We start from the raw sequence: 26,833 nt of genomic DNA on the forward strand, positions 1-26,833 counted from the left end.
AATTGTCATGGGAAGGCCTGTCAGGCACGTAAAGGATCGCTAATTGCGCGATCGCGCGGCCAGAACGGCGAGGTGCGGTGCCTCCAAGGCAACGCGGCGAGGTTGGCAGAGGAAGCGCCCACGGTGTCGGCGAGGATCGCGATGCGTTCGCCGACCAGCAGGTTGCGGTAGTTCATGCCGTTCTTGAGCACCACCACGTCAAACTGCTCCGGCTCGATACCCACAGCTTTGAAGTGCTCATCGGCGAACTCGTAGGTACCCACGCTCGACACCAGGATGCGATGCCCCCCCACCGCCAGCACGGCCGTGGGGCCCATGCGAGCGGTGACCCCGGCGAAGATACCGGCGGCGTAGGTGAAGGCTCCATCGTGGACGCTCACCACCTGAGCCTTGAGCGGCAGCGGCTGGCCGTATCGCGGATCAACGGAAAAGCCCAACACCACCTCCAGCCACGCGCCCGGGCCTTGGGCGATGGCCTGTGCCGCCACCGCCGCGTCGACCAGCGACACGGCGCTGCGCAGGTGTGGCGCCTGCTCAAGTAGTGCCGCAAGCACGCAGACCGAGTCCCCTGCCGCCCCAGCGCCGACGCTGTCGCCGGTATCGGCGACGATCACCGGACGGCACGTGGCTCGCAGCGCCTGATAGACCGCCTGCTCGACACCCAGAAGCGGCAACTCGAACGCCTCACGGCGGCTCCACAAATCCTCGGCCAGCGCCTTTGCAGTACAGGTGGCCAACGTGCGGTCCCTATCCGCGATGGCAATCACCGCGTTCATCGCGTCATCGTCATCCAGCCAGGGCTGGCAGGTAAAATAACTGACCGAGAGCAGCCCGTCGCGCTCAAAGTCCAGGGCGCGCTGCTTAATATGAGCCAGTGGAGCCTCAGCAACGGCAGTGGAACCACCTGACACTGGCACCAGCATGGCCAGGCGCTGCAGCACCATCATCGGGGTGATTTCGCCGTGCAGCGTGCGCCGTAGAAGGGTAGCGGCACGGCGCCCTGTGTCATAGGCATCGTCGTGGGGGTAGTTTCGGTACCCGACCAGAATGTTCGCATGCTGAGCCATGGCCGGCGTGACGTTGCCATGCAGGTCCAAACTGACAGCGATAATTGGGCGTTCGCCTAATTCCCCCCGTATGCGTCCCAACAGATAGCCTTCGGCATCGTCGATGCCATCACTGATCATCGCTCCGTGTAGTGCTAGATAGATCCCGTCAAGCTCTCCGGCGTCACGCAGACCGGCCACAATGGCATCCACCGTCTGATCGAAAAATCGACGCTCCACCCCGCCACCGGAGCCACCCTGGGCGACTAAGATCGGGACTAGTTGGAGCATCGGGTCGGCCCGCAGCGCTTCGATTCCACCGCTGAGCGCTATGGGCAAACCGTCGATTGCCAACCACAGGTCCTTACCTTCAGCGCACAAGCCGAAGCGGTCGCGGTCGTAGACCGTGTTGGAAAAGTGGTTACCCTCGAACTCGAAGCTAGCCACCGCAACTCGACGGGGTACAGCGTGCACGTGCGTCTTCGTCTCCTGCCCTTCCATCGACATGATTTCACGCCCTCTATGTATTGTTCGTGTATGAAGGTCACGGGAGCAATAATTCCCCGTTAAGGCCTACGACACAACGTACTAATAAAGATGCAGACATAAGTCTCGCTAATAGCTATTTGATAAGCGAAGCACACAGCACATTGAGCTTGGATATTGGTCTTGACTGTCTGAAAGCGGGCGCGCAAAAACTAGTAGTTCGACTAATGCATCGCCAGATTGACGCCAAAGGTACACCGCCCGTGATCCCAGATAGGTCAGCAGAACATGCACCTTGGGGTAGCACCTGCCTGCTGCGCAGCCATACCAAGTACGGCAACAGCCAATCAACTCCCAAGTCCGGAGTGGTTTGCACCATGTCGACCGACCGCAGTAGGCCCTTCACCAGCTAGCGACCCAGTTGGGCGATACTCTGTTCTGTTCAATGGAGCAACTACATGGATGTCGCGGCTTCCGACGATAAAGCGGTCTTTAGGGTAGTTTTTGCGCGGCACATTCCCCTCGCAACCGAGCAGACGGCGCGATGCAGCCCTCCGTGGCACCTGTAGGTTTTCGCATGGCTTTCTGGCCTTTGCGTGGAGACAGGGACGGCTTGGCAGGAGGGACGCAGAAGATCAGGTGCTTGCTACTAAGTAGCGAATGACTAAGTGACTGTACGCAGTGTCCGCTGCCACGACTACGTATGGACAGGTCGATTCTCGGGCGCCACCCTTTTCCAAGAGCCAGGCCTCCCGCACCAATTGAGAACTTCCTGCAGGCTGAGGATGACAAGGCAAGCCCTGATTACCAGGCACTATAGACACACCTCCACTGTCGCACTCAACGAGTGTCGATACGCCTCAATACACCCAAGAGGAACAACCACCAGCTATCCCAGCGATCATCCCCCTTCTGAAAACCTGATGTATCAGGGCCTGTACTTCGAGCTGTCTATCTCATTCGGCGCAGCCTCTGACTAACCAACTATGCTACTGGTGCTGAAAGGCTGCTCCACTCACCATTTACTAATCGTCGTAACCCCAATGGATTGGCGTTCTTCAAGGCATCGGGAAGTAACGCATCTGGGTAGTTCTGGTAGCAGACCGGACGCAAAAAACGATCTATTGCTAAGCTGCCGACCGACGTGCCCCTTGAGTCACTAGTCGCCGGATATGGACCGCCATGAACCATCGCATCACACACCTCCACGCCAGTCGGATAGCCATTTACCAAAATACGGCCGACCTTCTCTTCGAGTAAAGGCATCAGCCATTGATACTTTTGCAGATCCTCAGGTTCGCCGATCATGGTAGCTGTCAACTGCCCGCGTAACGCCCGCAATGCCAGCCCCAGTTCCGCATCGTCGGTTACTTCAACAAGCACGGTGGCCGGGCCGAACACTTCCTCCTGCAGCAGCGGATGTCCGGTGAGCAGCAGGCTCACGTCAGCCTTGAACAACTGCGCATAGGCCTTATCACCCTCCTGCGCTTGTCCGGCCAGACGCTTGACACCAGGACATGCCTCCAGCGTCTGCACACCTTTCTGGTAGCTACGAAGACCGCCGACATTGAGAAGAGTCTGTGGCGCTTGTGCCGACAAATGTCGTTGGAGCTGCTCGGTGAACTCGGTGAAGGCTGAGGAGCGGATACCGATCACCAGGCCCGGATTAGTGCAGAACTGCCCTGCTCCCAGCACCACTGAGCTGGCCAGCTCGCCGGCGATGGCCTCGCCACGGGTGGTCAGAGCACCGGGGAGCAAGACGACGGGGTTGATGCTCGACATCTCAGCGAACACCGGAATCGGTTGCGCGCGCTCAGCGGCAAGTCTGCACAGTGCATCGCCACCGTGAAGAGAGCCGGTAAAACCCACGGCCTGGATCGCCGGGTTCTTGACCAGATCAGCGCCGACGCCCTGGCCAAAGATCATGTTAAACACACCCGCGGGCATTCCGGTTCGCGTAGCCGCGCGCTCGATGGCACAGCCCACTAGGTCGGCGGTAGCCATGTGGCCGCTGTGGGCCTTGACTACCACCGGGCAGCCGGCCGCCAGCGCCGAGGCGGTGTCGCCGCCAGCCGTGGAAAAGGCCAGCGGGAAGTTGCTGGCGCCGAACACCGCCACCGGGCCAACGCCGATGCGGTACTGGCGCAGGTCGACGCGCGGCAGAGGCTGGCGCTGTGGCAACGCCAAGTCGATCCTCGCGCCGAGGCAATCGCCCCGGCGCAGCACCTGGGCGAACAGGCGCATCTGGTTGCTGGTGCGCAAACGCTCGCCCTGGATACGCGCAGCCGGAAGCGCAGTTTCGCGGCACACGATAGCGACGAAGTCTTGGTCCAGCGCCTCCAGCTCGTCGGCGATCGCCTCAAGGAAAGCCGCGCGCTTCGCCGGGCTCATTTGGCGATAGGGCCCAAAGGCCGCCTGCGCAGCGAATGCCGCCTGCTCTACCTCTTCTGGCGTGGCCTGGTGGAAGACATAAGGCAGGGCTTGGCCGGTGGCGGCCTCCACGCTCTGGTGACGGGGCTCGCCAAGCCCACTGCGGGTCCCGGCTATGAATTGCTGGCCAAGTATAGGAAGCATTTTCAACTCTCTCTAATCTCACCGGTCCATGACCGGAACGAATGAACGGGTAACGCTACAGTCCGCACTCACACGCGGACCACCTTGCGCTCGGTGTACGTCGCCAAGGAACTCAGTGGGAAACAAATCACGAAGTACATAATCGCGGCGATGCTGTAGATCACGAACGGACTGAAGGTCGCGTTGTTAAGCACCTTGGCCGAATAGGCCAGGTCGAAGAAACCGATGACCACGGCGTTGGAAGTGTCTTTGACGACCTGCACGAGGAAGCCAACAGTTGGCGGCAACGCGATCTTGATAGACTGCGGCAAAATCACATAAAGCAACCGCTGGGTGTTGCTCAGTGCCAGGCACTCGGCCGCTTCCCACTGAGTCTTAGGCACCGACTCGATGCAGCCGCGCCAAATCTCCCCTAGGTATACGGAAGCATAAAGCGACAGGGCGATGCCCGCTGCAAGCAGCGCTGGCACATCGAAGCCACTAAACCCCAGGCCGAAATAGGTCAGGAACATCACCACCGGCAGCGGGATACCCTGGATCGTGTGGATGAAAACCGACACCGCACCGGCCAGCAGCCGATTGGACGAAACACGCATCAACGCCAGCGGCAAGCCGAGTATCGACCCCATGATGAAGCCGATTGCTGACAGCAGCAGCGTCCAGGCCGCGCCCGTCAACAGGTAGATAAACTGATCTTGAGTCAAGACGAACATGAACCCCACCTCACTGAACTAGACGTATGGACTGCTGGATACGGCGCTTACGCGGGAAGATGTAAGCCGCCGCGTAAAAGCAGACGATCTTGATCAGGATGGCCAGCACTAGGTACACGACCGCGATGATCAGATAGACCTCGAAGCCCCTGAAAGTGAACGACTGGACCATGTAGGCCACGCCGGTCAGTTCCTCCACCGAGATTTGCGACATCAGCGAGCTGGCAAGCATCAGTAGTACAAACTGGCTGACCAAGGCTGGATACATCTTTTCTAGCGCCTGCGGTAGAAGGATATTGGTGATCAGTTGCCGCTTAGTCAGGGCCAAGCAAAATGCCGCCTCAGTCTGACCGCGATGGATGCTGGCAAGCCCGGCGCGGATAATCTCGGCAGTGTAGGCGCCGGCGTTGATCGCTAGAGCGATGATCGCAGCGTTCGTCGCACCGATCCGCACTTGCAGTACCGCCAAACCAAAGAACAGCCAGAACACCTGGATGATCAACGGCGTATTACGGATTAGCTCGACGTAGACCACCGCCAGCGTCCGCACCGCACGCGGTCCGTAAGATCGTCCCACGGCAGTCAGCGCCCCGATCGCCAAGCCCAAGACCATGGACACCACACTCAGGTACAAGGTCATGACAATGCCATCGACAACGTTGGGCCAATACTCTTGCAGAAAGGAAAAATCAAATAGGTAAGACATATTCCAGTCTCGGCAATTGAGAAGAAATACGAACCGAGTAGGTGGGCTCGGTTCGTCGAGCGCTACTATCCAGCTCAGAGCTTGAGCAGGTCGTCCGGTAACGATTGGCCGAAGTACTGCACAAAGATCTTGTCCAGCTTGCCATTCGCGACGTTTCGGGTGACCCACTCGTCTAGCCAGGCCTTCAGTTCGGGCTCCTGCTTGCGCAGGCCGATCGCCAGGGGGTAGTGGGCCATGTTGAACTTGATCTCAATGTTCTTGGCCGGCACCTGCTTCTGCAACTCCTGAACCGTCGACAGGGATGCGGCGATGATGTCCTGCTGCCCGGTGACAACCGCAGTGTTGGCGGTGGCTTCATCTTCGTAGCGCACCACATTGGCCGGCACCGAGGACGCCTTGAGGGTTTTAGTGAGCTCAATGTCGGCGGTGGTGCCGCGCGTCACGGCGACGCTCTTGCCGGCAAGATCGGCTACGTGGGAAACCGCGTTGGACTTCTCGCTGGCCACCACCAGATAGTCCACCGCGTAGGGCAGCGAATAATCGACGACCTTCTTGCGCTCCTCGGTGATGGAGAACGATGCAATCACCACATCGGCCTTGTGTGACAATAGAAACGGCACCCGCGCGGCGCCAGACACTGGCACGACCTTCAGCTTCACGCCCAAGTCCTGCGCCAGCAGCCTTGCTGTCTCAACGTCCGAGCCCGACTGGCCAGCCGTCGCGTCGACTTTGCCGAAGGGCGGGTAGCTGACGTCGATCGCCGCCACCAGTTCGCCACGCTGCTTGATATCGTCCAGTGCATTGGCGTGGGCCTGAACCGACAGTACCGTTGCCATGAACATCATTACCACGCGAAGTGCACTACCTGTGATCGCTTTCATGAATACGTACTCCTCTGTTTTTATATTTATAAGCCGTTGCCAATGAACTGCGCCAACTCCTGGGTGTCGGGTGATGTCAGTATCTGGGCACCACCTTTTTCCCAGACCTTGCCTTGGTGCATGAACACGATTTCGTTCGACACAGAGCGGGCGAATGACATCTCATGAGTAACCAGCAACATGGTCATGCCATCTGCCGCCAAGTTCTCGATCACCTTCAGCACTTCCCCGGTTAGTTCCGGGTCGAGCGATGAGGTGACTTCATCGAACAGGATCAACCGTGGGCGCATTGCCAGGGCGCGCGCAATGGCCACGCGCTGCTGCTGGCCGCCTGACAGTTGCTCGGGATAGTTGTAGATTTTTTGCGACAGCCCCACCTGGCTCAAGACATCCTTTGCCACCTCTAGAGCGTCATGGGGGCTAACCTTCAACACTTTGCGCAGGGCCAGCGTGACGTTGTCCGCTACGGTCAAATGTGGAAACAGATTAAACTGCTGAAAAACGATCCCGACTTCCTTACGTAACTCGCGCAAGTCACAACCAGGGATGGACAGGTCGCGTCCGCAGACCTTGAGCGACCCATCGTCGATACGCTCCAGCCCATTGACACAGCGCAGCGCTGTGCTTTTGCCCGAACCACTTCGGCCAATCAACGAGATGACCTGGCCAGCATTAATGTCTAAAGTAACTTCCTTCAAGACCTCCAGGCTTCCGAAGCTCTTCCGCACACCGTCGAACGACACCAACGGTGAAGTTTTACCGGCCATATTGCTTGCGACACGTTCTTCCACGGACGCGACCAACGTGGGTTTGACAAAGCTGCTTTCAACTATTCGGCCTGACATTCAAATACCTCTCACCTCGAGATACATCCCGGCTCAACCATCTCAGAGCCATGTTGCGGCATACACTGTCAATGCAGCACAACGTTATGGGAATGGATAGTTATTGTTGTTGTCGATATTGCGATCTCTTAGGCTTCAATTGCTTCTTTTTGCTTTTGGCGGCTTAGTTGAGCCGCCCTAGTGCCCTCACGGGACTCCAGGGCGCTCAAACTTCACTTACCCCACTGCAAGGCGATCGGATTAGCCGCACGAGCTAATTCGAGTAAGCCCGCGCGGGTCTGAGGGTGCAGCGACTCCAGCGGATGGCGGACGCTGTCGGACTTGATCACGCCGCCTTCCTTCATCACCGTCTTCGCCGCACGCAGCCCGCACTGACGATTCTCGTAGTTGATCAACGGCAGGATACGCTCGTAGGCCTGGATCGCCTCCTGACGACGACCCTCGGCGTGTGCGGTCATCACCGGCAAGATCAGATCGGGAATCATCGCACTGGCCATTACCCCACGCGCTCCGGCATCCAAGTCAGCCATCAGGGTGATCGCCTCCTCGCCGTTGAACGGTCCCTCGATACTGTTGCCGCCCAACTCGATAAGTTCGCGCAGCTTGGCGGCGGTACCGGGCACCTCAATCTTGAAGTAGCGGACCAGCGGCAGAGTACGGGCCACCTCAGCCAGGAAGGCGACGGGAAGTGTCACGCCGCTCAGAGGCGCGTCCTGGATCATGATAGGCAACTGACAGGCCTCGGCCACCCGCGCGAAGTGCTCGCGGATCAGCCGTGGTTCGAGCTTGATACCCGCACCGTGGTACGGCGGCATCATCATGACCAGCGCAGCGCCGTGATCGGCCGCGTGGCGAGCACGCTGGCTGGCGATCTGGGTACTGAAGTGACTGCAAGTGACCATCACCGGCACGCGGCCCTTGACGTGGTCGAGGCAGAACTCAGTCAACTGCCGGCGCTCCTCGTCCGAGAGCAGGAACTGTTCGGAGTAGTTGGCCAGGATACAGATGCCATCGACGCGCTGGTCGATCATGCAGTCCAACACACGCCCCTGCCCCTCGAAATCAAGTTCGCCGGTGTCGGTGAATGGCGTCGGGGCTACAGGAAACAGCCCCGAATACGGCCCAGTGGTTTGCATCGCAAAAACCTCTTTACTTTTTGCAGAGCGGCAGGCCATGCCCGCCGCGGACATGAATTAGCCTCGGGCGTAGGCCGTCAGCACTTTGCGGATCGCGTGGGCAATGCCTTGCAGGTGGTGTTCCTCAAAGCGGTCGGTCCACCACATGCATACGGTTTCCTTGCATGCAGCTTCAGCCACCGGGCAGACACTGTCGGAGAAGTCCTGAGGTCTTACGCCCGGCAGCGTGAAGGGCAATCCCGAGGTACCGAAAGTCTTGCGCTCGCGGATAACCGGATAGCTGTAGAGCGGGATCTCGCCTGGGTAACCGATAAAACCATCAACCCCTTCGGCCACTAGCGCCTTCATCACATCCCCCATTGATACTGTGAGCTGCGTGGTATCCACTCGGAACGAATAGAAGAAGTAGACCCCACGAGTGTTCGCCAGCGGCAGCACCGGCTGGATCGGTAGCCCGTCGAGCAGCCCAGTCAGGCGATCAGCTGCCGCAACGCGAGCGTCGACGAAGCCTTGCAGTTGCTCGACCTGCGCCAAGCCGACTGCCGCCTGCAGCTCAGTCATGTGATAGTTGGGAGCAAGGAAGAGGTGATCGCGCCCTCCACGCTCGCGCGGCCAACCCTTGTCGCCGCAGGCACGTAGGGAGCGGCCCTTGTATTCGTGGCGGTTGCTGATCACCAGACCGCCGTCACCGGTAGTCATGTGCTTGGACTGCTGGAAGCTGAAGCAGCCCACGTCGCCGAAAGTGCCGCACAGCCTGCCCTTGTAGTAAGCCAGATGCGCCTGTGCACAATCCTCAATGACAAACAGGTCGTGCTTACGGGCGATCGCCATAATCGCGTCCATGTCCGCCGGATTGCCGAACACGTGAGTGACGATGATCGCGCGGGTGCGCGGGGTGATGTTCTTCTCGATCGAGGCTGGATCGAGGTTCTGCGTAAGCGGGTCGACGTCGGCGAAAACCGGCACCGCCAACTGCGCAAGCACCGGGATGACCGTGCCGATGTCCGTTATCGGCGACAGGATGATCTCATCTCCTGGCTCCGGGTTGAGGTAGATCACCGCGGTATGGAGGGCTGCCGTACCGTTAGCCACCGCCACTGCCGTGGACACACCATAAAGCTCGGCGAAGCGCTTCTCGAACTGGCGGGTCTTGGGGCCGACCAGGAAAGACAAGCTGCCCGAGCGTATCACTTCCAATAACAGTCGTTCTTCCTCGGCACCGAACGTACGTCCGGATGCATCACGGAAGCTCGGCAAGGTTCCTTCGATGGCACGCGGCCCACCGTGGATAGCTAATTCGTTCATGTTAAATCCTTACTTGCGAGATGAATGTGCCAGTTACAGGCCGAGAAAGTCCGCCATCAACTGCACCTGGTGTTCCAGCATATGGCGCCCCAGGTGTACCCGGCAGCCGATACTCTCGGCCACGACCAGTAGCGCGGTGCGCTCGGGCTCCTGGACCACTTCGGCGACGGTCATCTGTGGGGTCAGCTTGTCGACGTCAAGTGGTAGCGGATCGGTGTCGTACATGCCCAAGGAGGTACCGTTGACGATCAACTGGTGACCAGTGGGATCGCGCGATCCCAGCGATACCTCCAGGGCTGGGTAGTAGCGCAGCAGCCGCTCGCGCAGCTCGACGCTTTTGTGCTCGCTTCGGTTGGCCAGGGTCAGACGGGAGATGCCGGCCTTGGCAAGCGCGAAGGCGACCGCGTTGGCCGCACCACCGGCACCGACCAGGTACACCGATTGCCCCACCACCTCGACACCCGCGTGCTGCAGACCACGAAGGAAGCCGATGCCATCAAGCTGGTCGCCGACCAGACGGCCATCGTCAAGGCGTCGAATGACGTTGGCAGCGCCGACGGCGGTGGCCTGTTCGCTGAGTTCGTCGCACAACGGAAGGATGGCCTGCTTAAACGGCACCGTGACAATGGCACCATCGAAACTCAGCAAGAAGCGCAGTGAATGGACGAATTGTTCGAAGTCTTTCGGTGCGACATTCATCGGCACCATGATTGCGTCACGATTACGTTCACGGGCAATCGCGTTGATCTTCGGCGGTGCTTTAACATGTTCGGTAGGGTGCGCCAGGATCCCCAATACCCGGGTCCTGCCCGTTACCTCTTTATTGTTTTCTCGCCTGTCAGACATGTACATGGCTCCTCTATATAAACAACCCGAATTCGCGATATGGGCTGCACGACGAAACGACAAACACCGCGAAACTGATGGATTCAAGTTACTGCACTTGACCTGGGGACGAGTAATGAGAAGTGCGCGCCGCTTGATAACCAATGGATATCCCTGCCTCAGAAGTGCCGCTGCGACTGGAGTTTTTCCGCCTAGTGATGCCTAATGCGAGCGTCCCTTTAAGAAAAAGCGCCTGTCCGACGATGATGCCAACTCTGGAAACCATATCTTCGCGCCTTCGCCTAAAACAGTTGCGCCTGTTGATCGCACTGGATGACCATGGCTCCATCCACCGCGCCGCAGAAATCATCGGAATCACCCAACCCGGCGCTACCAAAGCCCTACACGATGTAGAGGAAACCCTCGGCGCAACGCTTTTCGAACGCACGAGCAAGGGGCTCAATGCCAATGCCATGGGCCGTTGCGCCATCCGCTACGCACGACTGATTCTTACCGACCTGGCCCACCTGCGACAGGAAATGCACGGCATATTCCAGGGACACGGCGGTCGCATCAGCGTCGGCACGATCATGGGCGGCGTGCCGTTGCTAACCGCGAGTCTGCTGCGACTACGCGAGCGCCAGCCGCAGGCGACCATCGAGATCGTCGAGGACACCAGCGTCAAGCTCCTAAGTCTTCTTGATCAGGGTCGCTTGGACTTGGCACTGTGCTACCCCAGCGTGAGCCCACGCCCCACCGCCTACAACAGTATCAACATGAAGCCCGAGGCCTTAGTGGTCATGGCTAATCCTGCGAATCCGCTGGCCGGCAGCACCTCGCTGACCCTGGAAGACCTAGCGGACTCGGGCTGGGTGATCTTCTCGGCCAACATGCCCCTGCGCCAGACGCTCGAACGCGAGTTCCACGAGGCCGGGGTGAACTTCCCGCCCTACCCCATCGAGACCTCGTCCACCTTCACTACACTGCAGCTACTGATCAGCGATCCCAACCTGGTCGCGGTCTTGCCTACCGACGTGGCGGAGTTGCCGTTGTTGCAGGCCATGCTGACCCCTCTGCTATACACAATCACACCAAAGAGTGAGCCGTTCGCCATCGTCACACGCACCCAGGTGGATCTATCGCAATTGACTCACTTGTTGATCGAAGAACTGACTAAGTGATGCGTGGGAGCCGATAACACCCTATTCGGCTCATTACAGTTATCAGCCAGACCGCTTCATACATGCCGCGCCGAATGGATAACGCCCAGTTATCTCAAGCCACCTGATTTTCATTACCCACCTCATCGTGCCAGCGCTAGCATCACGATATACAAAGCATGCAGCAGAGCATTCGCTTTTTACCCAGTAAGGTGCCGTGATGGAATTGATTGCTAAAACCAATGCGCAGAGTCAGATCGCGACTGCCACAATTCGCCTGGACCCACGCGACGATGTGTTAATCGCGCGCCAACCACTGCCCATGGGCCTTGCGCTGGAAGCCGAAGGTATCATCGTCCAGCAGGAAATCCCCGCCGGGCACAAGGTCGCGACACGGCGCATCGAGGCCGGCGAGAACGTTCGTCGCTATGGCCAGATCATCGGCGTTGCCTCTGCCACTATCGAGGCCGGGGAACACATCCACAGTCATAACCTGGGCATGGCGCATTTCGCCCGCGATCATGAATTCGGCATCGACGCCAAGCCCACGCCGCACCGGGAAGCATCGTTCATGGGCATTGTGCGCCCTGACGGTCGGGTGGCCACGCGCAACTATATTGGCGTGCTGACCTCCGTTAATTGCTCGGCAACCGTGGCTCGAGCGGTTGCCGACTACTTCCGTCGAGACATCCACCCCGAGGCCCTGGCGCCCTACACGAACATCGACGGCGTCGTGGCCCTCACCCATGGTATCGGCTGCGCCGTTGACCCGGGCGGTGAGGCCTTGGCAATGCTGCAACGGACCCTGGGCGGATATGCGATTCACGCCAACTTCCACTCCGTACTGATGATCGGTTTGGGCTGCGAGACCAACCAAATCGACGACCTGCTCAAGGCACAGCACCTGCAAGCCGGTCCGCACCTGCGCGTATTCACCATTCAGGGCACCGGCGGCACTTCGAAATCCATCGCCAACGGCATCGAGCAGATCAAGGCACTGCTGCCGACCGCCAACCAGGTACGGCGCGAAGCGGTCAGCGCCAAGCACCTGGTCGTTGGGCTGCAATGTGGTGGCTCGGATGGCTATTCGGGCATCACCGCCAACCCAGCGCTGGGCAACGCGGTCGACCGGCTGGTGGCGGCCGGCGGCACGGCTATCCTGTCCGAGACACCGGAGGTGTATGGTGCCGAGCACCTGCTGACGCGACGCGCGGTGAGTAGCGCGGTCGGCGAGAAGTTGCTAGCCCGCCTACGCTGGTGGGAAAGTTACTGCCAGCGCATGAACGCCGAACTCAACAACAACCCTTCGGCAGGCAACAAGGCCGGCGGCCTGACGACCATTCTGGAGAAATCCCTGGGCGCCGTGGCCAAAGGCGGCTCCACCAACCTGGTTGATGTCTACGAATACGCTGAAGCGGTAACCGCCCACGGCCTGGTGTTCATGGACACCCCTGGCTACGACCCGATCTCAGCCACAGGCCAGGTCGCCGGCGGTGCCAACCTCATCGCATTCACCACTGGGCGTGGTTCGGCTTTCGGCTGCGCGCCATCACCCTCGATCAAGATTGCGACCAACTCACGCATGTTCAACCACCAGGAAGAGGACATGGACGTGAACTGCGGCGGCATCGCCGACGGCACTGACACTCTCGAGGAACGTGGCGCCCATATCTTCGACTTGATGCTGCGCGTAGCCTCCGGCGAGCGCAGCAAAAGCGAACGCCATGGCTACGGCCAGAACGAATTCGTACCTTGGCAGATCGGCGCCATCACATGAGATAGCCCAAACCTACGGTACACAACCGTGGACCAGCGCCACGGAAGAACGACCCGACGCGAACGTACGTGCCTGCGGGAGAACGAATAGCTAACGGACGGGTGCAGAACAACCTGAACACGTCATTACGGGGTATGACATGAAACTCGCACGTTATGGAACTGCAGGGCACGAACGCCCAGCACTAATAGATGCTGCAGGACGCCTGCGCTCGTTATCCGGGCATGTTCCCGATATCGCAGCGCACACCCTCGACCCGGCGACACTCAACCGGCTGCGCACCTTGGATATCGACAGTCTGCCGATCGTCGAAGACCCCGCTACACGGTTGGGCCCGCCAGTCGCAAACGTCGGCAAAATCATCTGCATCGGCCTGAACTACGTCGACCATGCCGCCGAAGTTGGGCTCGAGCTGCCCAAGGAGCCGGCGATCTTCATGAAAGGCTGCCGCCCTACTGGTGCCCATGACCCGGTACACCTGCCCCGTGACGCGCAAAAGGGCGATTGGGAGGTCGAGCTAGGCATCGTCATCGGCAGCGCCGGGTTGTACATCGACGAGGCCGACGCACTGGCACATGTCGCCGGCTACTGCGTGGTCAACGACCTTTCCGAACGCTCCTACCAGATGGAGCGCAACGGCCAGTGGACCAAGGGCAAGAGCTTCCCTGGCTTCGCACCGATGGGCCCCTGGCTGGTAACGTCGGACGAAGTGCCAGACATCGAAGCTCGCCGCATCTGGCTCGAGGTAAACGGCACGCGCTACCAAGACGGAAACACCTACAACTTGGTGCGCGGCGTGCCGCAGATCGTGAGCTACGTTTCGCAATTCTACGCACTGGAGCCGGGCGACCTCATCGCGACCGGCACCCCAGCCGGTGTCGGCCTGGGACAAAAGCCGCCGAAGTTCCTCAAACCGGGGGACGTGGTTACCCTGGGAATCGACGGCCTTGGAGTACAACGTCAGGAAATCCATGCCTGGAATGAATCGGCTAGGTAATGGACGAGCAGGCCTGACGGCCTGCGGCAGAGCCCACAGAATAATTTCAATAAATAGCGAGAGAGGGCGAACATGAAAAGACGTGATTTTCTAGCTTTGAGCACCGTCGTCGCGGCAAGCGCGCTGGTAACCCCCGCGTTCATGCGCTCGGCGAATGCGGCGGGTAAAACCTTACGGGTACTGACCTGGGAGGGCTACGCGGATGATCAATGGGTAAAAGCCTTCGAGCGCAAGACAGGCGCTTCGGTCACCATCACCTATGCGGCGAGTGTCGACGAGATCTTCGCGAAGATGACTGCGTCGCAAGGCGCCGACTTCGACGTGATCGCCATCGAGACCTCATCCTACAAACGTCTGACACAGGAAAAGCTGATCCAGCCGCTCGACCTAGCTAAACTCGCCAACGCGAAGAACCTGACTCCGACGTTCCAAAGTGTTTCGGCGATCATGTTCGACGGCAAGACCTACGCCGCGCCCTTCGCCTGGGGCTCCATTCCGTTGATCTACAACGCCGACACCTTCGCCACCGCGCCAGACAGTTGGGAAGTACTTTGGGACAAGAAGTACCAAGGGCGGATGATCATCGTCGACGACGCTAACAATTCCATCGTGACGGCGGCATTGACCCTGGGGATCAAGGACCCTTTCAACCTGACAGACGCCCAATTCGACCAGATCAAGACTAAACTGCTTGCCCAGAAGCCGAATATTGCAAGTTACTATTCCGGGTTCGACGACGGGGTAAGCATTTTCGCCCAAGGCGGTATTGACCTGATGATGTCCATGGGCGAGCCTCAAGCCGCAATGCTCAAGAAGCGCAACGTCAACGCCGCCCTTACCATTCCCAAGGAAGGCGCCATCGGCTGGATCGATTGCTGGTGCATCAGCGCCAAAGCACGCGACCTCGACCTGGCGCATGCCTGGGTCGATGCGATGCTTGAGAAGGAAGTCGGAACCTACATCAGCGAGAAGACCGGCTACGGAAACTCCACGAACGAAGAAGCAAATACCAAGATCGGCCTGACTTACTCCGACAAGCTAATCTTCCTGCAGGCGCCAGAGGATTTTGGTCGCCGTATCGAACTGTGGAACGAGATCAAAGCCACCTCGGTGTGATCCGGTAGAAGTGGGCGAAGCCTGCGAGCAGATACCGAGATGTCTGCTTCGTGGGACAAGTCCACTCCTAAATAGGCAGTGTGAAATCTTCAGGACACTGAGCTGAAATTCACGCGAGAATGCGATTTTCAAGATGCTTTGTAATCAGCCGAAATCCGCTTGGAATTTCCACTCAAACAGATACAACCCAGGGCTCAGGCTCCATCGCCAGAGTGGGGTCGCCCCCACCACACACCATCGACGGCAAAGCTGCGCAAGCCCATAAACTGGCGCATGGCGGCTGCTCGGCCAACGACCGCCTCTCAGAAACGCTGTCGGGCCTGGACTGAAGCGCTGGACAAGGGCACCTTGGCTTCGCCCAGCGCCAGTCCCAGCTGTTGCACGATGAGCCAGATCGGCTCGTTCTTGAACAGGGCCAATCCCACCACCAGCCAAACGATACGCTCCGCCGACAGGCATCTGCGGCGAATAGAGACGATACCGGTCGCCGCCAGCGCCTGTTCGATCCAGGTGGGATCGATCAAATGTACAAAGCGCTCGAAGGAGATTGGATTGAGTTGGGTGACTTCTTGAAGGTCGTTTTGAAGGGGCATGAAGCGAGCTCATAAAAACAGAGCTCGTTTCTATTGGTGCTGGACGGATAAGTTAAATGCTTAACTGACTGGCATTAGGGTAAGCCCCGCGAACACGGGCAAAACCCGTGCCATACATCGCAGGGCAGACGGCCAGTCGCAGACCGCCAGGCGGCGATCAGTTCCCGCCCAAGTTGACGGTCCCCTTGCGAAGGATCACGTTACCGTAGAACAGCGTCTCCCCCGTCGCGATCACCGCGAACGCTTCCTTGGCCCGCTCGTAGAACGCGAAACGCTCAAGACGGCGAAGCCGTGGTGGGTTAACGGGCAAGGCGTCCAACGCGTCCTGAATCACGGTATGCGCCGTGACCAAGGTATCTGGCTCATCAATCACTTCCATCCCCATCACTGGATCAGGCTCGGACTCGTCGATCGGCATGACCGAGAGGACGGCCTTGAGCATGCGCGCCAAGTCGGCCGCCTCCATTCGGATCAACTGCTTGGCGACCGTTTGCGCGGGAAAGCTGCCATCGGCGATGACGATCTCATCTCCGTGCCCCATGGCGCGCAAGACAAAAAGGATGTCCGCGTTCAGGATCGGATCAATACCTATCAACATCTCGAATCGTCCTCTAGCTCAGGTCGTGAAGATTCTTGGTGGTAGCCGGACCGATGGAGAACTGCGAAAAGCGTACGGTCAACCCACTGCGCTCAGGCGTACAGGCGGTCGGCCCCACCTGGTAGCTGTCCGACGCCGGGAACGGGGCTAGGCGCACCAGCGGCCAGAACACCCCGTCCTGGGACGCCTGGATCCGCATGGCGCCCTTGGCGACGGTGACCCTCAGGTAGAAGTCTTCCAACGCCTTGAACGGCTGCGAAACCGACCAGTCTGACTGCCCGTCGGTGATGACCGTGCTCAGGAACAACTCACCGTCGGTGAACTCCACGCCGGTCTTCATCCAGCGTGTCTCGTCGATCCGAACCATCAGCCCCGCCTGGTCGTACAGCGTGCGGAACTCCCCCTGGATACGGATCTGCGCAGTGAACTCGCTGCCCGTCGAAAAGCCCAGGAAGTGCCCCGTATCGCGGACAAAACCGTAGTAAGTCTCGCGCCAGAAATCGGTTTTCTCGTCGGTGGTCAGGGTTAGGCCGCCACCTTCCACCTGACAAGCGGTAGGCGGGTTCAGCCACTGTCCGGTGCTGAGGTCAATACTCATAGCGTTATCCTTGGGTTGGGGAAAGTCGAGGTAGGTCATAGGCATCGATAGCGTTCAGTTCAAAGAAACCTCTGGCGATCTGTGGGTACTTGGCAACGAGTCGTTCGCCGATCGCCTTGACTTCGGCGTAGGTCGCGGCCAAGGTGCAGACGGGCCAGTCGGAGCCGAACAACAGACGCCTTGGCCCGAAGACCGAGAGCGCACGTTCTGTGTAGATGTCGAGGGTCTGCGCACCGAGGCTGTTGGCATCCGCCTCGGTGACCAGGCCCGAGACCTTGCACCAGACGTTGTCATTTTGGGCGAGCAGCTCGAACGCATCACCCCAGGCGTGGCTGAAGCCATGCGTAATGGGTGGCTTGGCCATGTGGTCTAGGACGAAGCGCCCCTTGGGGTAACGTCTTACCAGCGCGATGGCGGCGGGCAACTCCCGGGTACGTACGAGTAGATCGAACGTCAAGCCGGCAGCTATGACGTCGCCGACGCCGGCCTGCACCGCTGGGCGGCACAGCCATTCAGGGTCGGGCTCGTCATGAACGTTATGGCGTATACCGATCAGCATATGGCCACCAGGTAATGCGCGCAGGGTCGCAATCTGTGCCGGTACGTCGCCCGAGGCCAGGTCGACCCAGCCGACGACGCCTCTGACGAACTCATGGTTTGCGGCAATCACCAGCAGGTCGCGAGTCTCGGACAAGTCATGTCGACACTGCACTATGATCGTGGAGCTGACGCCACTCTCGAGCAACAACGGCTGCAAGTCGGCCGGGCCGTAGTTGCGGCGCAACGCACTCATGCCATCACCGGCCATCCAAGGGTATACGCCAGTAGAAAGATCCCAAAAGTGCTGGTGGGTATCGATTATGGGGGTCGACATGGGCTTCTTCATGCAATGGGCGCATCGGCATGGATCAAGCCCTGGGCCTTGAGATCCTGCCACAGGGCACTGGGGATGGGCGTACGGAACAGCTCGGCGTTCTCGGCCATTTCCTCGGCGCTCCTCGGTCCGGTGAGTACGCTGGCGACCGCCGGGTGGGCGAGAGGGAACTGGATCGCTGCAGCTTTCAAGGACACGTCATGGTCCCGGCAAACCTGCTCCAATCGCAACGCCCGCTCGATCAGCGCGCGGTCCGCGTCCTCGTAGTTGAACTTCGCACCCACCGTCGGATTGGCCAGGATGCCACTGTTATAGACCCCGCCGATGATGATCGAGATGTTATTCTGGACACACAGTGGCAGCAGTTCGTTGAGAGCCCCTTGCTCAAGCAAGGTGTAGCGGCCCGCCAGCAGAAAGCAGTCAAAGTTACCGTTGCGAGCGAACTCGGCGAGCATCTCGCTCTGGTTCATCCCCGCACCGACGGCACCGATGGTGCCATCGGCGCGTAGCCGATCGAGGGCCTTGTAGGCACCTTCGATCGCCTGCTGATAGCTGGCGTCTGGGTCGTGGATGTGCAAGACATCAACCCGGTCGAGGCCCAGTCGGGTCAGGCTTTCCTCCACCGACTTCATCACTCCGTCATAGCTGAAGTCGAACACCGGGCGCTCGTCGGGGGTACCCTTGTAGTAGCCATCGACCACTGGCCTTTCCGGTACCCGCAACAGGCGGCCGACTTTGGTACAGACCACGTAGTCCTGGCGCCGCTTACTCTGGAGGAACGCCCCTAGGCGGTGCTCGGCCATGCCATTGCCGTATTGCGGCGCAGTGTCGAAGAAGCGCACCCCGATATCCCAGGCGGCTACCATCGTCTGTTCGGCGCTGGCGACGCTGGTCGGTGAGTAGAGGCCACCAATCGCGGTGGTACCTACCCCCAACCGGCTGGCGCGAAGATTGGTAAGCCCTAAAGGCCGCGTTTCGAATATGTCGTTCATGAAAGGCTTTACCTTCTCTCTATGTTTTTATGAAATGGGCATGACGCTATCGGTCAGGGTTTGCGTTCGATGCTTTGGCGCAGGGAGATCGCGCCCAACGCCGCGAAGATCAGCGTCGCACACAGCACGATAGAAACAAGCGCGTTCACCTCGGGCGTGAAGCCGGTTCGCATCATGGCCCACAGCCGCATGGGCAGCGTACTGTCCCCCCCCACCAGGAAGAAGGTGACCAGCGTTTCATCGAAGGATAGGGCGAAAGCCAGCAGCGAACTGGTCACCAGCGCCGAACGCAGCTGCGGGAAGACCACATAGATGAAGGTCTCAAAACCATTAGCTCCCAGGTCCAGGGAACCTTCGATCTGCGAGCTTTCGAGCGTGTCGAGTCGGATCATGATCATGCGGTAGATTACCGCCAGGATCAGCACGACGTGCCCCAAGGTGACGGTCACCAGGCTGCGTTCCATGCCCACTTCGCGGAAGGCCACCAGCAGTGAAATGCCCGTGATGATTGCCGGCAGCACGAATGGCAGGAAGATGACGAACTCGATGTACTTTTGCCCTCGGCGGACACCGGTCTTCATGTAGTAGGCCAGGACCAAGGAAATGACCGTCGCGATCACCACCGCACAGCCCCCCACCAGCAGCGAGTTGCCCAGTGCACCGAGCAGTTGGTCGTTCTCAGCGAACTGACCATACCATTTGAAACTCGGGTCAGACCAATCGATCTGCTGATTTTTGACGCTGAAGATCGACAGCGTGATCACGACGGCCGCCGGTGCGTACAGTACGGCAAACGCGAAAATGCCGACGACCCACAGCACGGAGACGGTAATGCGTTCCATAGGTGTCATTTCACTCTCCCAGCACGGGAAATTAGGGATGCGAGTCCGATGATCGCGATAACGGCGACCAGCAGAACGACCGCGAGCGCGGCGCCAAGCGGCCAGTTGAAGGCCATGCCGAACTGGCTCCAGATCACCCGCCCGAAGGTAAAGCCTTCGCTGCCCCCCACCATCTGTGGCGTAAGGTAGTCACCCAAGGCAATGACCATCACGAACAGGGCACCAGCAACCGACCCGGGTAGGCTCAGCGGCAGGACCACCGTGAGGAACGTCCAGCCGGGCTTGGCGCCCAGATCGGCCGCCGCAGCGATCAAGGATTGCGGAATGCGGTCCAGCGCCAGGAAGATCGGCAGAATACCGAAGGGCAGGTAGATCACCGCCATCGCGATCATCACGGCCGTCTGGTTGAAAATGAACAAGCGGCTGGGCACGTCAATGACGCCCAGCGACATCAACAACGAGTTCAGGAAACCGTTGTATCCGAGGATGCTGCGCATGGCGTAGATCTTGACCACATAGTTCATGACCAGCGGCAGCGCGCTGAGCAACAGCAGTAGGTAACGAGCCGAACCTTCCAGACGCCAGATCAGGTAGGAAATGGCATAGCCGAAGACCAACGCCACCAGCGCGACGAAGAACGCCAGCTTCAGCGTGCCCCAGAATACCTTCAAGTAGCTACCAGTGAAGAAGCCGGCATAGTTGGCCAGGGTCAGGCTGCCGGTCAGGACACCATTCTTCTGCTCCAGAAAGCTGTAGCCCAGGAAGGACACCAGCGGCACCAGCACCATCACTGTTGGCACCCCATAGATAACCAGTTTCGCCAGCAGCTTGGCGAGCGGCAATCGGTGCGAATGGGCGGGTACCATGTTCAATGTGAGAGTGGTCATCACGACGCCCTCGGCACGAAGCTGATATCAGACTCCGACCAGCGGAGCGGGACATCCGCGCCAACGCTCAGAGCGTTACTCCAGCAGGCAGTGGGGATACGCACTTTGATCCGGTGCACCGACGCGCCCCCCAGAGCCAGCGACAATTGTGTGGTGGGCCCGAGGAACGTGACACTTTCGAGCTTGGCCGTGGTGGCCTGCTGCCCCGGCGCGCACTCGCCCCCATCGTGCAGGGCGAAACTCTCGGGCCGGATTGCCAATAGATGATCCTTGCTTTGATCGCCAAGCGACAGGTGCTTGCCTAGCGGGCTTTCGATCATCGCTACTCCGTTCTGGACGCTACGGGTGGTGGGCAGCAGGTTGTTCTCCCCGAAGAACTTGGCGACGAACTCGCTTTTTGGCTTGTAGTAGATGTCTTTGGGTGTGCCCACCTGGACGAGGTTGCCATGGTCCATCACGGCGATGCGATCGGACATCGAGATCGCCTCTTCCTGGTCATGGGTGATGAACACGAACGTGGTGCGGATCCTGCGTTGCAGGTCCTTGAGAAACTCCTGCATCGCCCGGCGTAACTCTGCATCGAGCGCCGCAAGGGGTTCGTCGAGCAGAACGACCTGCGGCTCGCAGACGATAGCCCTAGCCAGCGCCACGCGTTGCCGCTGGCCGCCGGAAAGTGCCGCGGGGTAGCGATCGGCCTTATCGGCTAGGTTCACGGTTTCGAGCACGGCCATGACCTTGGCCTTGATCTGGTCGGCCGGCATGCGTCGGATACGCAGGCCATAGCCCACATTGTTGGCAACGGTCATATGCGGGAACAGTGCGTAGTCCTGGAACACCGTATTGAACGGCCGTTTGAAGATTGGCACGCGGGCGATGTCGGTGCCGCGCAGCAGGATCTGACCAGAGGTCGGCGTCGTGAACCCGCCAATCATGCGCAGGATGGTGGTCTTGCCCGACCCGGAGGGTCCGAGGATGGTGAGGAACTCGCCATCTTTGATGTCCAGGTCGACGGGCTTGAGGACATCAATGCTGCCGTATGACTTGGTGACACCCACCAGACGGATCAGATCCGATGTGGCTGTGGACAAAACAGTGTTCGCTAAAACAGTCATTTTCTTGTTCTCATTCTAACAGGAGGCAAATGCCAGCTGACTCGCACACCTGGCCTCCCCGCGCCGCTCTGGACGCTCGCGTCGGGAACACCATAAAACCTGGCGATTCGACAATACTGCACTTCATAGGAAGCGAATAATGAGAAGTGGACCGCAGTCGATAACCGCCAGCTATCATCTAGGGATGCTCCGAACAAGCTGCCTGGAGCGACGCCGCTAGATCAATTTATCAACCCTCAATCGGCTCAAAACCAGGGCTCTACCCTAGCTCTTGCGTGCTAGAGGCGCGCCTCCCCTGCAGTGGTCATTATTGCCGGCGCATCATCCTCAGATCCGACAGCGCAAGCAGCGTGGTCAGTTGCGCCGTGTCTTGGCCAGGCCGCGAAAACGAGTCTTTACATAGCCGAACTGGTGCTTGATTACCCGGAATGGGTGCTCCATTTTCGCCCGTACCTCCGCCTTGGCCTTTTTTATCTTGCGCTTGGCTTTTTAAAGCGCGCCGCGTTTGTCCAAGTGCTTGTAAGTGCTGCGTCGCGTTGCGATCTGCCAGATCACGGGCAGCCCTTCATGCTCTGGTCTTTTCTCAACACCGGTGTAGCCCGCATCAGCACAGATAACGTTCTCTGCGGCATGCAGTAGCGGTGCAACGTCCGTTACGTCGGCCACGTTCGCGGCGATATCATGAACGTGATACACCAGACCGATTCAACATCCGCACCGATGTGGGCCTTCATGCCGAATCGTACTGGTCGCCCTTCTTCGTCTGATGCATTTCTGGATCGCCCTTGCCTTCCATGTTCTTGGTCGAACTGGGCGCATGGATGATCGTGGCATCGACAGTCGTACCCTGGCGTAGCAACAGGCCTTCGTCTTGCAGGTAGTTGCTAGCGGCTTCCAGGATTCCTGCCGCGAGCTCATGCTTCTCCAGAAGATGCCGGAAATTCATGATAGCTGTGCGTTCGGGAATCGGGGCGCTGAGCGTCAGTCGCGCAAACTGGCGCATCGGGTTGATGCTCGTACAACACTTCTTCCATCCCTGAATCGCTCAGTGAAAACCAGTACTGCAACAAGTGAATGCGCTGCATCGTTTCCAAGGGGCAAGGCTTATACCCCACCGGCCTTCGGATAGTGTGGCCCGATCAACACGTCCAACCAACTCCACGGCACGACCTGCTCCATCTCGACTAGGAAACGCTCACGGTGGGTCTGCTTGCGCTTACCGGCGTACTCGAAATCGGAAAAGCTCATCTGAGTCTGGGCAAGGCTTGTGGAGGTTGGTTGAGCGAGACGTTCTTTCAGTATAGGTCAGACGGCCTGTGCTTACTTGGTCGGAGAATACCTAGGCGTGTTGCGCACGGTTGTCTTAAAACTTCTTTAGTCGTGCTTGACAAAGGCCATGATTAAATACTAAATCGCGCCGACGTCTTTAAAGGGAAAAATTTCTTGCCAATGGCAAGAAAATACCGCAAAAGACGTAGCCCCACTGAAATATTCCTTTTCTGCTTATTTTCATCATTAGCGCGACTGAAAAGTTCTAAATACGTTATGCCACTGCCGCTATACCGAGGACTCACTAAAAGCAAATCCGCTGACAACTTCAGGCAGTGAAATGGCAGCCCTTTATTTCCCACTTAGTCGGCTCGTCAACCCAATAAAAATCTGAGATTTTTTTCATTTCTTCTCCCCTTTCCAGTGATTGACCAATGGTGACTTTCCATTGAGTATCCTGTAGCTCGAACGGCCAATGTAAAGCGGTATTTCAAGTTTATTCAAATCAACAGAACCATCTTCCAGAAACAAGGTCTCATCTTTATGCGTTTGCAAAATCTCCCCTACTACAAAATGATGATCACCATAGGGGCGAATATCACGCACTGCACATTCGTAAGAAAGATAGGCGTCCTCAAGGATTGGAACAGATGATAGCGTTCCGAGTTGATAGGAGGTGCAGAGCTCAATAAACTTATCCTTATTGAACCCAGTCAGTGTGCCTGCACCGTGTATGATGGAAGAATTTCCTGCGGGGAGAAAATTTATTCCAAACATGCCGCTACGCTCTATTAACTCCCATGACTTTGTTTCTTTTCTAATGGAAATTCCATAAGTTTCTGGGGATGAGCCGATATAGGTATGCCAACCTGATGCCATCATATTTACCTCCCCGCGAAATGAGGAAGTAACGATAGCGACCCTTCCTGGGTAGGCGTGTATATGTGGGCCAGAGAGTACTTTCTTCATATAACTCAATTCGCTCTTAAAAATCTATAGATCCGATAAGCGCGCAACTATTTTTCGAACATCTTCGCGAGAAATCGGAATTACTGATCGATGCAGTATGGCCCCTTCGATTAGAGCATCTAAGGCAATCGACGCAAGCGGGGAGAAATGACATTGGAGCGATTCCCTGCTTTCGAGCATCCAGCCTTTCATTACCTGTCTCATTAAAGGGTTTCGACAAGAAAAACTGTAAAGCTCGTAACTTAATTGACTCGTTCTTTTCCCAGATGTTGAGCGCCCAAAGATTAAATCAACAACTGCATCGCATGCATCCTCTCTGGTTTTTGCCTTCCGAATCGACGTAGAAAACCGCGCTGAAACGCTCTGGGCCAGGGAATGAAACGCCTCATGCATTAGCCCTTGAATATTTGGAAAGTAGTGCGTGAGAGAGCCGAGCGGGATTCCTGACATCTCGGATAGTTTTCGGTAAGTGGTGCCCACCGCACCGTGCAACTCGATACAGTCCAGGGTCGCCCTCAGGATGCGCTCCCTGCGGTTCGGATCTTGCTGCCACGTCTTTCGTTTTTCGCTCGTCACGCCTGATCCTAGTGTTTTTTTATAGAGGCTCTGGCGCCCTGCCTGAAAGGGCAACAGAACAAAGATTCGTACAAGTGTACGAGTTGGTTGACGAGAGGTCAAGCTACCTGTAGGATCTGAAATCGTACATTAGTACGATTTTGTGCCGTATTTGGTGCGACCATCTGAGGACATTGGAATTTATATAACTATGAATAGGTTGACCGGCGTTATTGATGGATTTTTGTACGATGCCAACTACGATCAATCACTGCTTTCTCTTCGGAGGCAAGCGAAGACGCAATGCGCGCATTTCAACGCGACAATGCCAGGCGATGACTCCAAGAGATTGGAGTTAATTAATTTTATCTTTCTAAAGTGTGGGAAAAATCCTGTCATTGAGCCGCCGTTCTACTGCGACTATGGGTCTAACATAGAAATCGGTGACGATTTCTATGCAAATCATGGGTTGATCATATTGGATGGCGCTAAGGTCTCTATTGGGCATAACGTATTCATCGCGCCTGGCGTAGGAATCCATACCGCAGGACACCCACTTGACGCGGAACGACGTAACCAAGGCCTTGAATATGCGCTACCCATCACCATTGGAAACAATGTGTGGATAGGTGCTTCGGCAGTGATTTTGCCTGGCGTGACGATTGGAGATAACTCGATTATTGGAGCTGGTGGCGTCGTTACCAACGACATTCCAGCCAATGTCGTTGCTGTCGGAAATCCTTGTCGGGTTATTCGAGACATCACCGATGCAGACTTCCAAAGGATGGATTTCCGACGGAAATGAATTGGTAGGGTTCTACCCCGTTAACACGGACACTTTCGAGTAAGCTCACATCGAGCTGAAGGACTGTTTATGTCCAAGCGTAAAAAATACAGTCCCAAGTTCAAGCGGGAGGCTGTCGAGTTGGCCCGTCGTTCAGAGGCCAGTTGCCACCAAATCGCTCAAGAAATCGGGTAGCTCCGAGCCTATTGAATCGCTGGGTTCGCGGAGCACAGCCAGGTACAGAAAAAGCCTTTCCCGGAACAGGTAGCCCACAAGATGAGGAACTGACGCGCCTCAAGCGTGAGCTAGCCCGCGTGACCAAGGAACGAGATTTTTAAGAGACGCGGCCGCGTGCTTTGCCAGGGAGTCATCGAGCGGTACACGGTGGTCCAGCGCTGCCGCAACGAGTACCCAGTCCGACTGATGTGTCGTTGCCTGAAGGTATCCGCCAGCGGCTATTACGGCTGGCAGGATCGCGAGCCAAGCCCACGCGCTCAAGAGAGTGCACGCCTGGTGAGGCGCGTGAGATTCATGAGGACAGCCGTGGCGTAATCGGTGCACCGCGTATGCATGAGGATCTGCTCGACGAGGGAGAAACCGTCAGCCTGAACCGCGCTGCTCGCCTGATGGCGGCGCAGCAAATTCAAGGCTGGCCACGCCGCAAGAAGCGCGGCCTTGGCCGAACAACCACTGGCCGTCCGGCAGAGGTGAAAAATTTGCTGGAGCGCAGCTTCTGCGCCTTGGAGCGGGAACGCAAATGGGTCACTGATATCACGGAAATCGCCACCCTGGAGGACAAGCTGTCCCTGTGTGTGGTGCTCAATCTGTACAGCAAGCTGGTGATTGGCTGGTCGATGCATCATCGCCAGGATCGGCAGATGGTGATCCGGGTGGTGGAAATGGCGACCTGGCAGCGTCAGGGAGACTGGTCAGTGATTCTGCATTCCGATCGCGGCAGTCAATTCACCATTGCGGACTACCAGCGTTTTTTAACCCGCAACACACTGATCTGCAGCATGAGCGCCGTCGGGCATTGTGGCAACGCAGCCTCTGAAGGTTTCTTCGACCAGCTCAAGCGCGAGCGTGTTGCCCAGCAATCGTATAGAACCCGTGATGAAGCGCGGGCGGATTTATTTGACTACATCGAGCGGCTCCATAACCCAAGAATGTGTCGTTGAGTCGCCCGGCAAGAT

Annotated in this window: 23 protein-coding genes and 2 pseudogenes; 6 read left to right on the plus strand and 19 right to left on the minus strand. The window is 58.0% G+C overall.

Translation table 11 applies throughout. From position 1 onward, the window contains the following. Positions 1 to 20: 20 nt before the first annotated feature. The 9 genes from AC0IYN_RS00945 to AC0IYN_RS00985 form a co-directional block, all read right to left on the minus strand. Positions 21 to 1,553 carry a M81 family metallopeptidase gene (locus AC0IYN_RS00945; protein WP_471840263.1) on the minus strand — a complete coding sequence of 511 codons (1,533 nt, stop codon included), beginning with the start codon at positions 1,551 to 1,553 and terminating at the stop codon, positions 21 to 23. 963 nt (positions 1,554 to 2,516) lie between these two features. After that, positions 2,517 to 4,106 (minus strand): aldehyde dehydrogenase (NADP(+)), encoded by a 1,590-nt coding sequence (locus AC0IYN_RS00950; RefSeq protein ID WP_471840264.1) that lies wholly within the window; start codon positions 4,104 to 4,106, stop codon positions 2,517 to 2,519. 68 nt (positions 4,107 to 4,174) lie between these two features. Next, positions 4,175 to 4,819: an amino acid ABC transporter permease gene (locus tag AC0IYN_RS00955; protein WP_471840266.1), complete on the minus strand. Its 645-nt coding sequence runs from the start codon at positions 4,817 to 4,819 to the stop codon at positions 4,175 to 4,177. Between the two features lie 10 nt (positions 4,820 to 4,829). Then, a complete protein-coding gene (locus tag AC0IYN_RS00960; protein WP_471840268.1) occupies positions 4,830 to 5,525 on the minus strand; it encodes an amino acid ABC transporter permease in 696 nt (231 codons plus the stop codon). A gap of 74 nt (positions 5,526 to 5,599) precedes the next feature. After that, complete coding sequence (locus AC0IYN_RS00965; protein ID WP_471840269.1) at positions 5,600 to 6,406, minus strand: transporter substrate-binding domain-containing protein; 807 nt, start codon at positions 6,404 to 6,406, stop codon at positions 5,600 to 5,602. 26 nt (positions 6,407 to 6,432) lie between these two features. After that, on the minus strand, positions 6,433 to 7,173 hold the full coding sequence (locus AC0IYN_RS00970; RefSeq protein ID WP_471844729.1) for an amino acid ABC transporter ATP-binding protein: 741 nt from the start codon (positions 7,171 to 7,173) through the stop codon (positions 6,433 to 6,435). A gap of 290 nt (positions 7,174 to 7,463) precedes the next feature. After that, positions 7,464 to 8,441 carry a dihydrodipicolinate synthase family protein gene (locus tag AC0IYN_RS00975; protein WP_471840271.1) on the minus strand — a complete coding sequence of 326 codons (978 nt, stop codon included), beginning with the start codon at positions 8,439 to 8,441 and terminating at the stop codon, positions 7,464 to 7,466. Positions 8,442 to 8,444: 3 nt separating this feature from the next. Beyond that, complete coding sequence (locus tag AC0IYN_RS00980; protein ID WP_471840273.1) at positions 8,445 to 9,692, minus strand: DegT/DnrJ/EryC1/StrS family aminotransferase; 1,248 nt, start codon at positions 9,690 to 9,692, stop codon at positions 8,445 to 8,447. A 33-nt stretch (positions 9,693 to 9,725) separates the two neighbouring features. Continuing rightward, positions 9,726 to 10,538, minus strand: coding sequence for a shikimate dehydrogenase family protein (locus AC0IYN_RS00985; protein ID WP_471840275.1), 813 nt, complete (start codon positions 10,536 to 10,538; stop codon positions 9,726 to 9,728). A 242-nt stretch (positions 10,539 to 10,780) separates the two neighbouring features. Between AC0IYN_RS00985 and AC0IYN_RS00990 the strand changes: the two genes are divergently transcribed. The 4 genes from AC0IYN_RS00990 to AC0IYN_RS01005 all read left to right on the plus strand — a co-directional run bounded on the left by AC0IYN_RS00990 (position 10,781) and on the right by AC0IYN_RS01005 (position 15,567). Further along, positions 10,781 to 11,698: a LysR family transcriptional regulator gene (locus AC0IYN_RS00990; RefSeq protein WP_471840276.1), complete on the plus strand. Its 918-nt coding sequence runs from the start codon at positions 10,781 to 10,783 to the stop codon at positions 11,696 to 11,698. Between the two features lie 199 nt (positions 11,699 to 11,897). Further along, positions 11,898 to 13,454 carry a UxaA family hydrolase gene (locus AC0IYN_RS00995; protein WP_471840278.1) on the plus strand — a complete coding sequence of 519 codons (1,557 nt, stop codon included), beginning with the start codon at positions 11,898 to 11,900 and terminating at the stop codon, positions 13,452 to 13,454. A gap of 139 nt (positions 13,455 to 13,593) precedes the next feature. Beyond that, complete coding sequence (locus AC0IYN_RS01000) at positions 13,594 to 14,451, plus strand: fumarylacetoacetate hydrolase family protein (RefSeq protein WP_471840280.1); 858 nt, start codon at positions 13,594 to 13,596, stop codon at positions 14,449 to 14,451. Positions 14,452 to 14,523: 72 nt separating this feature from the next. Further along, positions 14,524 to 15,567, plus strand: coding sequence for an ABC transporter substrate-binding protein (locus AC0IYN_RS01005; protein WP_471840282.1), 1,044 nt, complete (start codon positions 14,524 to 14,526; stop codon positions 15,565 to 15,567). Between the two features lie 302 nt (positions 15,568 to 15,869). On the opposite strand, the gene AC0IYN_RS01010 is transcribed toward AC0IYN_RS01005, so the two are convergent. The 10 genes and pseudogenes from AC0IYN_RS01010 to AC0IYN_RS01055 form a co-directional block, all read right to left on the minus strand. Beyond that, positions 15,870 to 16,160 (minus strand): transposase domain-containing protein, encoded by a 291-nt coding sequence (locus AC0IYN_RS01010; protein ID WP_471840284.1) that lies wholly within the window; start codon positions 16,158 to 16,160, stop codon positions 15,870 to 15,872. Between the two features lie 157 nt (positions 16,161 to 16,317). Beyond that, positions 16,318 to 16,758: an RbsD/FucU family protein gene (locus AC0IYN_RS01015; RefSeq protein WP_471840286.1), complete on the minus strand. Its 441-nt coding sequence runs from the start codon at positions 16,756 to 16,758 to the stop codon at positions 16,318 to 16,320. Between the two features lie 13 nt (positions 16,759 to 16,771). Then, complete coding sequence (locus AC0IYN_RS01020; protein WP_471840287.1) at positions 16,772 to 17,356, minus strand: DUF1349 domain-containing protein; 585 nt, start codon at positions 17,354 to 17,356, stop codon at positions 16,772 to 16,774. Positions 17,357 to 17,360: 4 nt separating this feature from the next. Then, positions 17,361 to 18,230 carry an amidohydrolase family protein gene (locus AC0IYN_RS01025; protein WP_471840289.1) on the minus strand — a complete coding sequence of 290 codons (870 nt, stop codon included), beginning with the start codon at positions 18,228 to 18,230 and terminating at the stop codon, positions 17,361 to 17,363. An 8-nt stretch (positions 18,231 to 18,238) separates the two neighbouring features. Then, positions 18,239 to 19,222, minus strand: a complete 984-nt coding sequence (locus AC0IYN_RS01030) for an aldo/keto reductase (protein WP_471840291.1) — start codon at positions 19,220 to 19,222, stop codon at positions 18,239 to 18,241. Between the two features lie 53 nt (positions 19,223 to 19,275). Further along, positions 19,276 to 20,064 (minus strand): ABC transporter permease, encoded by a 789-nt coding sequence (locus tag AC0IYN_RS01035; RefSeq protein ID WP_471840293.1) that lies wholly within the window; start codon positions 20,062 to 20,064, stop codon positions 19,276 to 19,278. A gap of 5 nt (positions 20,065 to 20,069) precedes the next feature. Beyond that, positions 20,070 to 20,951 carry an ABC transporter permease gene (locus AC0IYN_RS01040; protein WP_471844731.1) on the minus strand — a complete coding sequence of 294 codons (882 nt, stop codon included), beginning with the start codon at positions 20,949 to 20,951 and terminating at the stop codon, positions 20,070 to 20,072. Then, positions 20,951 to 22,063 (minus strand): ABC transporter ATP-binding protein, encoded by a 1,113-nt coding sequence (locus tag AC0IYN_RS01045; protein ID WP_471840295.1) that lies wholly within the window; start codon positions 22,061 to 22,063, stop codon positions 20,951 to 20,953. Before AC0IYN_RS01045 ends, AC0IYN_RS01040 begins: the two co-directional genes overlap by 1 nt. Positions 22,064 to 22,341: 278 nt before the next feature. Next, positions 22,342 to 23,311 (minus strand): annotated as a pseudogene (locus AC0IYN_RS01050) (IS5 family transposase). A gap of 423 nt (positions 23,312 to 23,734) precedes the next feature. After that, positions 23,735 to 24,301, minus strand: coding sequence for a flavin reductase family protein (locus AC0IYN_RS01055; protein ID WP_471840297.1), 567 nt, complete (start codon positions 24,299 to 24,301; stop codon positions 23,735 to 23,737). Between the two features lie 766 nt (positions 24,302 to 25,067). Between AC0IYN_RS01055 and AC0IYN_RS01060 the strand changes: the two genes are divergently transcribed. Both AC0IYN_RS01060 and AC0IYN_RS01065 read left to right on the plus strand, forming a co-directional pair. Then, complete coding sequence (locus tag AC0IYN_RS01060) at positions 25,068 to 25,661, plus strand: sugar O-acetyltransferase (protein ID WP_471840299.1); 594 nt, start codon at positions 25,068 to 25,070, stop codon at positions 25,659 to 25,661. A gap of 69 nt (positions 25,662 to 25,730) precedes the next feature. Next, positions 25,731 to 26,818: pseudogene (locus AC0IYN_RS01065) on the plus strand (IS3 family transposase). Positions 26,819 to 26,833: the final 15 nt, after the last annotated feature.

Source organism: Pseudomonas sp. AC112, assembly GCF_979253545.1.

Bases quoted from the DNA above. Each gene is read 5' to 3' on its own strand.
- AC0IYN_RS00945 (WP_471840263.1), bottom strand. From the start codon at position 1,553: ATGTCGATGGAAGGGCAGGAGACGAAGACGCACGTGCACGCTGTACCC.
- AC0IYN_RS00965 (WP_471840269.1), bottom strand. From the start codon at position 6,406: ATGAAAGCGATCACAGGTAGTGCACTTCGCGTGGTAATGATGTTCATG.
- AC0IYN_RS01015 (WP_471840286.1), bottom strand. From the start codon at position 16,758: ATGTTGATAGGTATTGATCCGATCCTGAACGCGGACATCCTTTTTGTC.
- AC0IYN_RS01000 (WP_471840280.1), top strand. From the start codon at position 13,594: ATGAAACTCGCACGTTATGGAACTGCAGGGCACGAACGCCCAGCACTA.
- AC0IYN_RS00955 (WP_471840266.1), bottom strand. From the start codon at position 4,819: ATGTTCGTCTTGACTCAAGATCAGTTTATCTACCTGTTGACGGGCGCG.
- AC0IYN_RS01025 (WP_471840289.1), bottom strand. From the start codon at position 18,230: ATGTCGACCCCCATAATCGATACCCACCAGCACTTTTGGGATCTTTCT.
- AC0IYN_RS00960 (WP_471840268.1), bottom strand. From the start codon at position 5,525: ATGTCTTACCTATTTGATTTTTCCTTTCTGCAAGAGTATTGGCCCAAC.
- AC0IYN_RS00950 (WP_471840264.1), bottom strand. From the start codon at position 4,106: ATGCTTCCTATACTTGGCCAGCAATTCATAGCCGGGACCCGCAGTGGG.
- AC0IYN_RS00985 (WP_471840275.1), bottom strand. From the start codon at position 10,538: ATGTCTGACAGGCGAGAAAACAATAAAGAGGTAACGGGCAGGACCCGG.
- AC0IYN_RS00990 (WP_471840276.1), top strand. From the start codon at position 10,781: ATGATGCCAACTCTGGAAACCATATCTTCGCGCCTTCGCCTAAAACAG.
- AC0IYN_RS01020 (WP_471840287.1), bottom strand. From the start codon at position 17,356: ATGAGTATTGACCTCAGCACCGGACAGTGGCTGAACCCGCCTACCGCT.
- AC0IYN_RS01010 (WP_471840284.1), bottom strand. From the start codon at position 16,160: ATGCCCCTTCAAAACGACCTTCAAGAAGTCACCCAACTCAATCCAATC.
- AC0IYN_RS01005 (WP_471840282.1), top strand. From the start codon at position 14,524: ATGAAAAGACGTGATTTTCTAGCTTTGAGCACCGTCGTCGCGGCAAGC.
- AC0IYN_RS00980 (WP_471840273.1), bottom strand. From the start codon at position 9,692: ATGAACGAATTAGCTATCCACGGTGGGCCGCGTGCCATCGAAGGAACC.
- AC0IYN_RS01055 (WP_471840297.1), bottom strand. From the start codon at position 24,301: ATGAAGAAAGTACTCTCTGGCCCACATATACACGCCTACCCAGGAAGG.
- AC0IYN_RS01035 (WP_471840293.1), bottom strand. From the start codon at position 20,064: ATGGAACGCATTACCGTCTCCGTGCTGTGGGTCGTCGGCATTTTCGCG.
- AC0IYN_RS01045 (WP_471840295.1), bottom strand. From the start codon at position 22,063: ATGACTGTTTTAGCGAACACTGTTTTGTCCACAGCCACATCGGATCTG.
- AC0IYN_RS00995 (WP_471840278.1), top strand. From the start codon at position 11,898: ATGGAATTGATTGCTAAAACCAATGCGCAGAGTCAGATCGCGACTGCC.
- AC0IYN_RS00970 (WP_471844729.1), bottom strand. From the start codon at position 7,173: ATGGCCGGTAAAACTTCACCGTTGGTGTCGTTCGACGGTGTGCGGAAG.
- AC0IYN_RS00975 (WP_471840271.1), bottom strand. From the start codon at position 8,441: ATGTCCGCGGCGGGCATGGCCTGCCGCTCTGCAAAAAGTAAAGAGGTT.
- AC0IYN_RS01030 (WP_471840291.1), bottom strand. From the start codon at position 19,222: ATGAACGACATATTCGAAACGCGGCCTTTAGGGCTTACCAATCTTCGC.
- AC0IYN_RS01060 (WP_471840299.1), top strand. From the start codon at position 25,068: ATGAATAGGTTGACCGGCGTTATTGATGGATTTTTGTACGATGCCAAC.
- AC0IYN_RS01040 (WP_471844731.1), bottom strand. From the start codon at position 20,951: ATGACCACTCTCACATTGAACATGGTACCCGCCCATTCGCACCGATTG.